At 69.2% G+C, this 12,239-nt stretch carries 8 protein-coding genes; all 8 read right to left on the bottom strand.

The window, feature by feature from the left end:
- Window positions 1-122: 122 nt before the first annotated feature.
- Window positions 123-995 carry a substrate-binding domain-containing protein gene (locus tag EAO72_RS11935; RefSeq protein WP_148017259.1) on the bottom strand — a complete coding sequence of 291 codons (873 nt, stop codon included), beginning with the start codon at window positions 993-995 and terminating at the stop codon, window positions 123-125.
- Between the two features lie 98 nt (window positions 996-1,093).
- On the bottom strand, window positions 1,094-1,720 hold the full coding sequence (locus EAO72_RS11930; protein WP_148017258.1) for a GNAT family N-acetyltransferase: 627 nt from the start codon (window positions 1,718-1,720) through the stop codon (window positions 1,094-1,096).
- A gap of 78 nt (window positions 1,721-1,798) precedes the next feature.
- Complete coding sequence (locus EAO72_RS11925) at window positions 1,799-2,125, bottom strand: cupin domain-containing protein (RefSeq protein WP_148017257.1); 327 nt, start codon at window positions 2,123-2,125, stop codon at window positions 1,799-1,801.
- A gap of 82 nt (window positions 2,126-2,207) precedes the next feature.
- Window positions 2,208-3,833 carry a glycoside hydrolase family 13 protein gene (locus EAO72_RS11920; RefSeq protein WP_148017256.1) on the bottom strand — a complete coding sequence of 542 codons (1,626 nt, stop codon included), beginning with the start codon at window positions 3,831-3,833 and terminating at the stop codon, window positions 2,208-2,210.
- A 153-nt stretch (window positions 3,834-3,986) separates the two neighbouring features.
- On the bottom strand, window positions 3,987-4,946 hold the full coding sequence (locus EAO72_RS11915; RefSeq protein ID WP_187285018.1) for a carbohydrate ABC transporter permease: 960 nt from the start codon (window positions 4,944-4,946) through the stop codon (window positions 3,987-3,989).
- Between the two features lie 15 nt (window positions 4,947-4,961).
- The gene (locus EAO72_RS11910; protein WP_148017255.1) at window positions 4,962-5,921 is read right to left on the bottom strand and encodes a carbohydrate ABC transporter permease; all 960 of its coding nucleotides are present in this window, start codon (window positions 5,919-5,921) and stop codon (window positions 4,962-4,964) included.
- Between the two features lie 79 nt (window positions 5,922-6,000).
- A complete protein-coding gene (locus EAO72_RS11905; protein WP_148017254.1) occupies window positions 6,001-7,425 on the bottom strand; it encodes an extracellular solute-binding protein in 1,425 nt (474 codons plus the stop codon).
- Window positions 7,426-7,685: 260 nt separating this feature from the next.
- The gene (locus tag EAO72_RS11900) at window positions 7,686-11,975 is read right to left on the bottom strand and encodes a discoidin domain-containing protein (RefSeq protein ID WP_148017253.1); all 4,290 of its coding nucleotides are present in this window, start codon (window positions 11,973-11,975) and stop codon (window positions 7,686-7,688) included.
- Window positions 11,976-12,239 lie beyond the last annotated feature (264 nt).

Raw genomic sequence — 12,239 nt, 5'->3', positions numbered from 1 at the left:
CCGGGCAGACGGCACGGCAGTGGCCGCGAACGCGTCGCCCCCGATCCTGCCCTGTGCGGCCCGCTCCGGTGGTGCCGAGTCGCCGGTGCGAGGCGGCGCGCCCCGGACCGCCCCGCGCCCCGCTACGCCTCCAGCGCCTCGGCCACGAGCGCGAGGAAGCGCGCATGGGCGCGCGCGCTGCACACCGGCTCCGGGTTCCAGGGGACCACCCGTACGGAACCCGCGACCGAGGCCCACGGCCCATCGCCGCGGAGCTCGTCGAGCGCGGTGGCGTGGGCCCGGATGTCGGCGAGCACGACGGCCGGTCTCAGGGCGGCCGCCTGGGCCCAGCCGACCGTGGACCAGTTGGCGCCGGGGCCCTCGGCGGGCTCCACCAGGCCGACGCCGAGCTCGGCCAGCACCCGCAGCTCGGGCCACATGCGGGGGCGGGCCAGATGCGCCTGCTCCTGGCCCGCCGGTGACAGGGCGAGGACCCTCGTCCGGTCCGGGCCCGAGGTGAGCGCGCGCAGCCGGTCCCGGACCGCGTCGAGCTCCTGGGTGGCGGCCGCCGGCTCCTCGGCGCCGAGTGATCGCGCCAGCTCGGCGAACCGGTCACCGATCTCCGTCAGGGTGCGGGCCTGGCCCACGTCGATGACCACGACCGGAACGTGCCCCTCCAGGTGTTTGGCCGTCTCCGGATCGAGGCCGTAGACCTGACCGCCGCCGTAGCTGACGGCCACCACGAGGTCCGGTTCCCCGTTCAGCAGCGCGTCCACGTCCAGCGTGGCACCCGCCCCGGCGTACGCGACGCCGTCCAGGGGCAGCGATCCGGTCTTCGCCGCGTCCGGCGACGCGGGGTCGTCGTGCCCCGAGCCGAATATCCCGCTCGGGCGGATGCCGTGGTCCCATAAGGTCGCACCGGCCTGGACATAGGCGAGGACCCGTGCCGGGCGCCTCCCCGCGGTCGACACCTGTCCTCGGTCGTCGCAGAATTCCCACACGGTCCGCTCCCTCACGTCACACCCCTCGCCACTGGTCGCCCGCCCCCCGTAGCGGTCTCGTCCAGGACTACCTGCCCAGCGAACCCGCGCGGCACCCGCGCTGCGGCGACGGACTACAGGCCGGCCGCCGTGGAGCGTACGAGATAGGTGACGGGTCCGGGGTCCGGTACCTCGGTCTCGGTGAAGCCGAGCCGGTCGTAGAACGCCCTGGCCCGGGTGTTGGCCGTGAGCATGCACAGATGAACGCCCTCGACCCCCTTGGCGTCCAGGGCCGCGAGGAAGGCACGCATCAGCTCCCTCCCGTACCCCTTGCGCTGCCAGCCGGGCAGCAGGTCGATGTGCAAGTGGGCGGGGTGGGCGGCGAGTTCGGGAAGGACCATGCGCTCGGGGTTGTGCAGGAGGGCGATCATCTCGTCGCTGGGGCTGCGTGGTGCCGCCTCCGACCGCGGATAGCGGTCCTCGACCAGCGGCAGCCAGCGCGCGCGGAACTCCTTGACGAAGCGCGGGGTGTCGGCCGTACCGAGGATGTAGCCGACCGCCCGGCCCGTTCCGTCGTCGATGACGAAGGCAAGGCCGGGTTCGAGGTGGGCGTACGGCGCCGCGAAGATCGACGGCATCAGCTCCGGGTCCGGGTACAGATGCCGGGAGTCGCCGCCGTTGTCGGCGGTCCGGACGCAGATGTCGGCGAGGGCGTCGCGGTCACTGGGTCGGTAGGCCCGCAGGCCGGGAAGCAGGGTCACCGTCTCATCCTCCGACCTTGGGAGCGCTCCCACAAGGGGCAGGGGTATATGAACGGCGTCGCCGGCTCCGTCAGCGGTTCAGTCGTTGACGGCCGTCAGCAGCACCACGGCGTCCTCCAGGGCGAGCAGCCCGTGCCGTTCCTGCGGGATCGGGTGCAGCTGTCCTGCGGCCAGTTCCACATCGCCCGAATCCGCCGTGAGCCGCACCGAGCCGCGCAGCACCTGGAGGGAGGCTGCCGGCGGGGCGTTGTGCTCGTCCAGGGCGCGGCCCGAGGCCAGCGCGATGACGGTCTGGCGCAGCGTGTCCTCATGGAGCAGGAGGTGGGCGCTGCGGCCGTGCGGGGAGGTGCGGGCGGCGGCCAGGTGCTCGTCGGCCAGGGCGTTCAGATCGTTCGGTGCGTCCATACGCCCCACTGTGCCGCAGCCCCCGCTCCCCCGCGATCCTGCCGGCCCCCGGCCGCGTCGCACGCGGCCGGGGGCCGGGCGGTCAGACGCGAAGCCACACCGCCGTGTCCTGCGGCAGCCTCCCCGTACGGTCGAGAGGGCCGCTGGCCAGCAGCACTGCGGTGTGCGAAGGCAGCTCGGCGGGCTCGGCGGCCAGGTTGACGACGCAGACGAGACCTTCGGTCCGTGTGAAGGCGAGCACCTCCGGCGCCGTGTCCAGCCAGGTCAGCCTGGCGATCCCGGGCTGTCCCGCCGTCTCGAAGCCGGGTTCGCTCCGGCGCAGCCTCAGTGCTTCGCGGTACAGGCTGAGCATGGAGTCCGGGTCGTCGCTCTGGAGGTCGGCCGCGTAGGCGGACCAGCCGGCCGGCTGCGGCAGCCAGGGTGCGGTGGTGCCGCCGAACCCGGCGTGCGGTTCCCGCGCCGACCAGGGCAGCGGCACCCGGCAGCCGTCGCGTCCCGGGTCGGTGCCGCCCTTGCGGAAGTGCATCGGGTCCTGGATGCGGTCCAGGGGGATGTCGGCCTCCGGCAGCCCGAGCTCCTCGCCCTGGTAGAGGTAGGCCGCGCCGGGAAGGGCCAGCGAGAGGAGGGCGGCGGCACGGGCCCGGCGGGTACCGAGGGCGAGGTCGGTGGGGGTGCCGAAGGTCTTCGCCGCGAAGTCGAAGCCGGTCTCCGCGCGGCCGTAGCGGGTCACGGTGCGGGTCACGTCGTGGTTGCACAGGACCCAGGTGGCCGGGGCGCCGACCGAGGCGTGCTCGGCGAGGGTGTCGTCGATCGCGGTCCGCAGGAGTGCGGGGTCCCACGGGCAGGCCAGGAAGTTGAAGTTGAAGGCGGTGTGCAGTTCGTCGGGCCGCAGGTAGCGGGCGAACCGTTCGGTGTCCGGGAGCCACACCTCACCGACGAAGACACCGTCGTACTCGTCGGCTATGGCGCGCCAGGAGCGGTAGATGTCGTGCAGTTCGTCCCGGTCGACGAAGGGGTGCGGGTCCTGGCCCAGGGTGAAGTCGGGCAGCGCCGGGTCCTTGGCGAGCAGGGCGGCCGAGTCGATGCGTACGCCGGAGACACCGCGCTCGAACCAGAAGCGCAGCACGTCCTCGTGCTCCTGGCGGACCGCCGGGTGGGCCCAGTTGAGGTCGGGCTGCTGGGTGGCGAAGAGGTGGAGGTACCACTCCCCGTCGTCCAGCCGGGTCCAGGGTGTGCCGCCGAATTCGGAGACCCAGTCGTTGGGCGGGATCTCACCGTCCGCGCCACGGCCGGCGCGGAAGTGGAAGAGGTCGCGCTCGGGGCTGCCGGAGCCGGCTTCGAGGGCGGCCCGGAACCAGGCGTGCCGGTCGGACACGTGGTTGGGCACGATGTCGATGATGGTGCGGATCCCCAGCCCGCGGGCCTCGGCGATCAGTTTCTCGGCCTCGGCGAGGGTGCCGAACGCGGGGTCGATGGTGCGGTAGTCGGCCACGTCGTAGCCGCCGTCGGCGAGCGGTGACAGGTACCAGGGGGTGAACCAGAGTGCGTCCACGCCCAGTTCGACGAGGTAGGGCAGCTTGGCCCGGACCCCCGCGAGGTCGCCGGTGCCGTCACCGTCGCCATCGGCGAAGCTGCGTACGTAGATCTGGTAGATGGCGGCGTCCCGCCACCAGTTCGCGGTGGCCTCGGACGGACGGTTGGCTGCCACGTGACGTTCCTTTCGGGCAGGTGGTACTCCGCCGCCGGCCCGGCGAGCGGGGCAGGATGGGAGGGCCGGCGGCGGAGTGCTGAGGGGAAGACGGCCGGACGGGGCCCGGGACAAGCGGGGCGCGGACCGGAAGGGGCGCGGACCGGAAGGGCGCTACCCCTTGAGGCCGCCCGCGGTCAGACCGCTCATGATGTTGCGCTGGAAGAGCAGGAAGATGAGCAGCGTCGGGATCGACGCGATGGTGAGCGCGGCGATGAGGACGTTCTCGGGTACGCCGCTGGCCAGCGAGTAGATGCCCACGTTGAGCGTCTGCTTGCTGGGGTCGGGCAGGGTGAGCATCGGCCAGAGGAAGTCCTTCCACACCCCGACCACGGCGAAGATGGAGACGACGCCGAGGATCGGCCGGGAGATCGGCAGGACGATCGAGCGCAGGGTGCGCAGGGGCGACGCGCCGTCGATGGAGGCCGCGTCGAGGAGCTCGCGCGGGATGGAGTCGAAGAACCGCTTCAGCAGGAAGATGTTGAAGGCGTTGGTGACCGACGGCAGCCAGATCACCCAGGGCGAGTTGACCAGGTTGCGCTGGAAGACCGGCACATCCAGCACGGTGAGGTACTGCGGGACGACCAGCACGGTGGCCGGGATCATCAGGGTGGCCAGCATCATGCCGAGAATGACCTTGCCGAACACCGGCCGCAGCTTCGACAGCGAGTAGGCGGCCGCGACGTCGAAGACCAGCTGGAAGGCGAGCGCGCCGAAGGCGTAGTACAGGGTGTTGAAGAGCAGCTTGGACAGGTCCATCACGGTCCAGGCCTGGCTGTAGTTCTCGGTGTGGAGCGAGCTGGGGAATGCGGTGGGCGGGCTCTGCACGACTTCCTGGGTGGTCTTGAGTCCGCCGGTGACCATCCAGTACAGCGGCCCGAGGAAGGCGACCGTGAACAGGATGATGACCAGGGTGAAGACGATCCAGTAGACGGCCTTGCCGCGGGGCCTGCCGAGCTGGGCCGGTGAGATCAGGGTCCGCTGGCGGCCGAGGTCGGCGGGGCGTGCCGCCCTGCGCCGGCCGGTCCCGCGTACGTCGCTCCCGCGCCGGGAGACAAGCGTGTTCGATGCCATGGTCGTGCTCCCGTCCTAGTCTTCGCTGCTGCGGCTCAGTCGTACGTACACCGCGGAGAATCCCGCGAGGACGACGAGCAGGACGAGGCCGAGTGCCGCCGCGCTGCCGTAGTTGTTGAAGTTGAAGGCGTACTGGTAGATGAGGTAGACGACGGTGGTGGTGGAGCCCTCGGGACCGGCGCCGTTGGTGAGCAGGAACGGCTCGGTGAAGACCTGCATCGTCGCGATGACCTGCATGAGGAGCAGCAGGGAGAGGATGAGCCGGGTCTGCGGGATGGTCACGTGCCAGACCTTGCGCAGCAGTCCGGCGCCGTCGAGTTCGGCCGCCTCGTACAGCTCGCCCGGGATGCCCTGGAGGGCGGCCAGGTAGATGAGGGTGGCGCCGCCCATGTTCATCCAGGTCGCCGCGATGACGACCGAGAGCATGGCCGTGTCGGTGTCCTGGAGCCATTGCTGGGCGGGCAGGTGGAAGACGTCCAGGATGCGGTTGAAGAGTCCGTATCCGGGGTCGTAGAAGTACTTGAAGAGCAGCACGGAGGCGACCGGCGGCAGCATCACGGGGAGGTAGACCAGCAGGCGCAGATAGCCCTGCCCGTGCCGGAACTCGTTGAGTACGACGGCGACGACGAACGGGACGACGAAACCGAGCAGCAGGGCCAGCACGGTGAACAGCAGGGTGTTGCGCCAGGCCTGCCAGAACGCCGGGTCGTTGAAGACGTAGGTCAGGTTGGACCAGCCGGCCCAGGTGGTCCTGCCGTCCTCGGTCTTCTGGAACGCCAGGATGAACTCCCGGACCATCGGATACCAGGAGAAGAGCGAGAAGCAGAGCACCGCTCCGATCAGGAAGCCGTGTGCGGAGATGTTGCGGCGCACGGCTCGCAGGAAGTCCTCGCGGGCGGAGTCCCGGCGGGCGGGGCGTGAATGCCCTGGGCCGGGCGTGGGCGCCTTGCGGGAGGACAGGGTAGGGGCCGACATGGTGTGTCTCCTATGTGCCGGTGAACTCAGGGGGGCCGGAGCCGGAGCCGGGTCCGCGTGACCCGGCCCCGCGCGTCCGTTACTGGTTCGCCAGAACCTGGTTGACCTGCTGCTCGGCGGTGGCGAGCAGCTTGTCGATGTTCGCGTCCTTGTTGGTCAGCACACCCGACATGGCGTTGTCGAGGATCTTGTAGATCTCCTGCGCCTTCGGCGGTTCGGCCTTGCCCGGGACGGGGTTGTCCATGAAGGCCTTGAAGTTCTCGACGGGCATCGTCGCGTTCGCGGCGCGCGCGGCGTCGTCCTTGGTCTTGCTCTCACCGAGGAAGAAGTTCGGCTGCGGCAGCCCGACGGGCAGCTTGTCTGCCTTGGTGCGCGCCCAGTCGAACTGGCCCTTGCCCACGGTGAGGTTCTTGAAGTTGAGCCAGGCGATGCCCGCCTTGATCTGGTCGGGCGAACTGCCCTTCTTGATCAGGTAGTTGTTGCCGCCGAAGAGAGTGCCCTTGGCGCCGGGGATCGGGCCCAGGCCGAAGGTCTCGTACGAGGCGCCGAGCTGCTGCACCATGTAGGCGATGTCGTCGGGGGCGGCGAGGAACATGCCGAGCTTGTCGCTGGCGATCTGCTTCTGGAGGTCGCCCCACTTCAGCAGCTGGGTCTTGCCCATGCTGTCGTCCTCCCAGCGCATGTCGTGCAACTGCTGGAGGACCTGCTTGCCGGAGGCGTCGTTGAAGGCCGCCTTCTTGCCGGACGCGTCGACGATGTCACCGCCGAGGCCGAACTGGGTGGCTGCGAAGTGCCAGCCGCCGTTGTTGCCGGCGCTGTACTCGCCGTATCCGGAGATGCCCTTGCCCAGGCCCGCGATCTTCTTGGCCGCGGCGCGGACCTCGTCCCAGGTGGCCGGCGGCTTGTTCGGGTCGAGGCCGGCCTCGGTGAACAGCTTCCGGTTGATCATCAGACCCATGGTGTAGTTGCTGGTCGGCAGGCCGTACAGCTTGCCGTCCTTGCGCGCCACGTCGACGACCTGGGTCTGGATGTCCTTGAGCGCGGGCACGGTCTTGTCCGTGACGTACGCGGAGATGTCCTCGGCACCATCGTTGTCCAGCACCTGCTGGAGGTCGCTGAAGTAGGCGTAGAAGACGTCGGGTTGCGACTTGCCCTTCAGCATGGCGGTGAAGCGGGGCGGCTCGTTGCACTGGCCGGGGGTGGACTTTCCGTTGATCGTGACGTTCGGGTAGGTCTTGTTGAACGTCTTGATGTCCTCGTTCCACTCGCGCAGCTCCGCGGCCTTGGCCGCCGGCGGCATGCAGTCGATCGAGATCGTCACCTTCGCCTTCGGGTCGAGCGGGGCGGACGGGTCGGACGATCCCTTGGACGCACTGTTCGTGTCCTCGTCCTTGCTGCTGCTCGTGCCGCAGGAGGCGAGCGAGGTCAGGGCAAGTGCGGTGACAAGGGCAGCCGCGGAGGCACGGCTGATACGGCGTGTGCGGCGCAACCCAGCACTTCTCATCGATGGTCCCCTTTGGGCATGAGCGTGGATGGCCCTCGGCCGACTCTCTGCCGGGGCGAGGCACACTCAACCAGCGCCGACATGTGAGCGCAATATCTCGCGCAGTTTTCGTAAAAGTTTGACAGCCTTTCGCACGCGGCGTGCGGAGCCCGGCGCACGCGGCGTGCGGAGCCCGGCGCACGCGGCGTGCGGATCCCGGCGCACGCGCAGCACGGAGCGCCGTCCGGCGGACCGGACGGCGCCCTTGGTTGCGGTGCCGGTTACGGGTTGATGGTGATCTTCATGGTGGACGTCGTGTTCTTCACGTCCAGGGCGTTGCCGCTGAGCTTCAGACCGTTGAAGGTCACCTCGCCGACAGCGGGGCCCTGGCCGGCCTCGGGCATCTCGTTGGCCCACAGTCCGAAGCCGGACTTGGCGTCGTAGGCGTCACCGCTCCTGCGCGCGCCGGAGATCGAGATGTCGGTCAGGATCGTGTCCTTGATCTGGAACTGGGGCTGTCCTCCCACGTAGTTGGTCTGGAACATGATGCCGCTGTACGTCGGGTCGACGATGTCCACATGGTTGATGCGGATGCCCTGGAAGACCTTGGAGGCGGAGAACAGCCAGATGCCGGGGAAGGTCTGCGACCCCCAGAAATGGCCTCCGGAACGGAGCACGGAGACGTTCTCGACCGTGGTCGGACCGGTCCCGAAGCCGTTCATCGGGTAGCCGAAGTCCAGCGAGCTGACCGTGATGCCGGAGTAGACCAGGGTGTCCGCTATGAGGATGTTGCGGAAGGTGTTGTCGTAGCCGCCGTAGACGGCGACACCCGCCGCACGCCAGGTCAGCAGGGACGTGAGGTTCTCGTAGACGTTGTTCTTCATGTCCGCGCCGCCGGAGTCGATGGCGGAGAACAGCGCGAAGCTGTCGTCCCCGGTGGCCCGGGACTCGTTGTTCACGACGTGGTTGTCCGTCGAGCCATTGGTCATGTTGATGCCGTCGGCGAACGTGTTCCGGATACGGGAGTTCTTGATGGTGATGCCGTCGGTGTTCGCGCCCCAGTAGAGGCACACCTGGTGCTCGTTCCAGACGTTGTCGATGACGATGTCCGAGACGTTGGAGAAGTCGAACACCTTGCCGGGACCGTCGATGCGCGAGGTGTAGTTCCCGAAGTACGCGAAGTTCGCGAACGTCGAGCCCTTGGCACTGGCCTCGGCGCGGAAGCCGTTGTCGGTGTTCTCCTGGAACGAGGGTGCGAAGAACCTGGTGTACCAGGGCCCCGCGCCGACGACCTTGACCGCCTTCCCGTAGACCTGGAACTTGCTCGCGGTCTGGTAGTCACCGGCCGGCAGGTAGACGCCCACCAGCTTGCCCGTGGCGTCCATCCGCACCTTGTCCAGGGCGTTCTGGACGTCCTGGTGGGTGAACCCGGCGGGAACGGCGTAGGCGGCCGCGTCCGGGTTCGGGATCTGCGTGGCCTGTTCCAGGCTGACGAAGTCGATCGCGTACGTGCTGGTGTTCGCGGCGTCCTTCTGCAGCCGGATCTTGCTGCCGGCCGGGACGGTCCTGCCCAGCAGCATGTTCGCCTCGTCGTAGATGTGCCGCGGCGAACCCGCGCCCGGGGAGTTGCCCGGCCCGGTCTCGGCGCCGTACAGCCACGCGTATTTCGAGGTGAGGTCGATCGCCTTGAGGAAGGTGCCGTCCACGTAGACGTTCAGCTTGGAGTCGATGCCGCCGCCGCCCGCGGAGTCCGGGATGGAGAAGCGGGTCACCAGCGAGTTGGTGCTCGACCTGGTGGTGAACTCGACGTAGTTGCCGGTGCTGTTGAGGGTGACGGCCTTACGGCCCGACGCCTCGCCCGCGACGTCGCCGACGGTCCTGTTCGGGCCGACGACCTGCGCGCCGCCGCCGGTGACCCCGTCCTCCGCCTCGTACATGTCGTACGGCATGTTCGCGCCGCGTCCGACGAAGAGCGAGCTGGTGGTGGTGTTGTTCTCGCGCTTCACCGGAAGTTCGTTGGCGTCGTCCGCGATGACCGTCTTCACGGAGTACGAGCCGTTGGCCGCGGTCCAGCTGCCCAGGTTCACCGGGGCACTCGTCGCACCCGCGGCTATCGTCCCGGTGTAGGTGCCCGTGAGGGTCTTCACCGTGGCGCCCCTGGAGTCGAGCAGGGTCAGCGTGATGGCGTGGCCGCCCGCCGCGGAGGCCACCGAGCCCTGGTTCTTGAGGGCGACGGAGAAGGTGACGTTCTGACCGGCGGACGGGGCCGACGGGGAGGTGCTGACGCCCGTGGAGACCAGGTCCGAGCTGGCGACCGGCTTCACGACGAGACCGGTCGTACTCGTGTAGGTGTTGTCGGTCTCGTTCTGCTCGATGACCTCGTCCCCCGGGTCGGCGACCGCGCTCAGCGCGTACGTGCCGGCGTCACGCGCTCCGATGTCGGCGCTGACCTGGGCGGAGGCCCCGCCCGCCAGCGCGCCCACGGACGCGGTGGCGACCTTGGAGCCGCCGAGCCGGAACTCGACCTTGCTCGCCGGCGCCGCGACCGAACCGGTGTTGCGCACGGTCGCCGTGAGCGTGACCGGGTCCGACTCGACGGGCGCGGCCGGGGCCGACGTCACCGCGCTGACCTGGAGGTTCGGATTGGGTGCCGGGGCGCCCAGGACCTGGAACTCGGCTACCTGACCGGCACCCGATCCGGTGTTGGAGTTGAACTTCAGCTGGACGTCGGCGACCCGGCCGCTGACCGGAATGGTCACCGTGTTGCCGCTGCCCGGGCTGAACGCGTAGTCCTTCGCCGCGGCCAGGCCGGTGAACGCCGAGGCGCTCTGCTCCCGGCCGAGGACCTGGATGTTCTGCGTCCTGGCGCCCCAGCTGCTGTCCGGGTTGAGCTTGACGACGACGTTCTCGGTGTCGGCGTTGGCACCCAGCTTCACGGTCAGCGTGTTGGGGTAGCTGCCCCCGGCGCCTTCCCAGTAGGTGGTCACGCTGTTGTCGTTGGCGTTCTCCGCGACGAACGTGTGGACCACGGACGAGGCGGTAATGGGCTTGCCGATCGCGAGGTTGGACGCCGTGCCCGTGCTCCCGTTGCGGGTGACGGTGTTGCTGTCGCCCGATACGTTGCCCGCCGCGTCCTTGGCCCGGACGGTGTAGGAGACGGTGGTGCCGGCGGACTGGGTGTCGGTGTAGGCGGTGACGTCGCCGGCCACGCTCCCGCGCAGCACGTTGTTGGCGTAGATGTCGTACCCGGTGACGGCCTTGTTGTCGGTGGACGCCTGCCAGACCAGCTTGATCTGACCGGCGGTCGCCTCGGTGAAGCTCAGGTTCGCCGGTGCGGTCGGCGCCTGGGTGTCGCCGGTGTTCCCGGTCCGGGTCACGGTGTTGCTGTTCGCGGAGACGTTGCCCGCCGCGTCCTTGGCGCGGACGTAGTACGACACGGTGGTGCCGGCCGGGCGGGTGTCGGTGAACGTGGTGACGTTGCCCGCCACACTCGTCAGCAGCGCGTTGGCGGCGTAGATGTCGTACCCGGTGACGGCCGTGTCGTCCGTCGACGCGTTCCAGGTGAGCCTGATCTGCCCGGTGGCCGGTTCGGTGTACGCCAGCTGCGAGGGTGCGGTGGGCGCCTGGGTGTCGCCCGAGCCCGGTCCGTAGATCTCCAGCTCGGAGACCTGGGCGCCCGGCTGGACGGAGTTGGCGCTGACGAGCACGCGTACGTATCGGGTGGTGGTGGCGTCGAAGGAGATCGTCGCCGTCTCACCGGCCGTGGGGCTGAAGGTGTACGCCTGCGCCTGCGTCACGTCGCTGAAGTCGGTGCCGTTGGTGCTGCCCTGGATCTTCAGCGTCTGGCTGCGGGGCTCCCAGCCGTCCGGCAGCCGCAGGACCACCCGGTCGACCCGCACCGAGGATCCGAGGTCGGCCTGGATCCACTGGGGCAGGGCGCCGTTTCGGCTCTCCCAGTAACTGCCCGCGTTGCCGTCGTTGGCGTGGGCGGCGATGTACGTCTCGGTGTAGCTGCTGGCCGTGAGCGTGCGGCCGGCCGCGAGGTTCACCGACGACTCGGCCGCCGCGCGCACCTCCAGCTCGGCGAGCTGGCCGTTCTCCGAGGCGGAGTTGGCGGTGATGTTCGCCCGGACGAACCGCGCCCGGGTGGCCGGGACGGAGATCGTCACCTTGTTGGAGCTGCCCGGTGCGAAGGTGTATGCGGCCGAGGTCTTCAGTGTGGTGAAGCTCGTGCCGTCGGCACTGCCCTGGAGCGAGAGGGTCTGGCTGCGGCTCTTCCAGTCCACGGGAAGCTTCAGGGTGACCTGGTCGATGCGGGTGACCTGGCCCAGATCGCTCTGCACCCACTGGGGAAGGGAGCTGCCCGACCCTTCCCAGTACGTCGACTGTTCTCCGTCGGCGATGTTCCCGGCGTCCCTCCCCTTGCCCGCGCTGCTCGCGGCCGTCCTGTGACCGGCGGCGACGTTCGGGCCGCCGGCGGCCGACGCGTTGAGCGCCGGCCAGCCGACCATCAGCAGGCTGGTGGTGAGGGTGGCGGAAAGGATCCGCCATCGGCGGTGTTGCGTTCTCATTTGTCCCCGATCTCTTCGGCCTCGGCGCAGGGCGCGACCAAGGCGCGGCTCTGTCTGCGTGCCCGTTGGTCATGACTTTCTGCGCCAACGGGAATGGACTTTTGCGTTTTGCGGTCAGAGAATTGCAGAGAAGTGATGCCTCGTCCACCACTGGAGCACAGGAGAGATTCCGGACGACTCTGATGAGGTGCCTTAACTGGCCTGCTGCACTACACATTTGAGCGCAGGTCAGTCAGGCCGCGGGCAGGCCGTTACAACGCAAGT

Origin of the sequence: Streptomyces sp. OR43 (genome assembly GCF_008042275.1) — a bacterium.
Lineage (GTDB): Bacteria > Actinomycetota > Actinomycetes > Streptomycetales > Streptomycetaceae > Streptomyces.
The sequence above is the reverse complement of the archived record's forward strand: the minus strand, read 5'-3'. Positions and strand labels throughout refer to the sequence as shown.

Excerpts from the sequence above, each read along its gene's own strand:
- EAO72_RS11900 (WP_148017253.1), bottom strand. The coding sequence starts at position 11,975 with ATGAGAACGCAACACCGCCGATGGCGGATCCTTTCCGCCACCCTCACC.
- EAO72_RS11925 (WP_148017257.1), bottom strand. The coding sequence starts at position 2,125 with ATGGACGCACCGAACGATCTGAACGCCCTGGCCGACGAGCACCTGGCC.
- EAO72_RS11905 (WP_148017254.1), bottom strand. The coding sequence starts at position 7,425 with ATGAGAAGTGCTGGGTTGCGCCGCACACGCCGTATCAGCCGTGCCTCC.
- EAO72_RS11915 (WP_187285018.1), bottom strand. The coding sequence starts at position 4,946 with ATGGCATCGAACACGCTTGTCTCCCGGCGCGGGAGCGACGTACGCGGG.
- EAO72_RS11910 (WP_148017255.1), bottom strand. The coding sequence starts at position 5,921 with ATGTCGGCCCCTACCCTGTCCTCCCGCAAGGCGCCCACGCCCGGCCCA.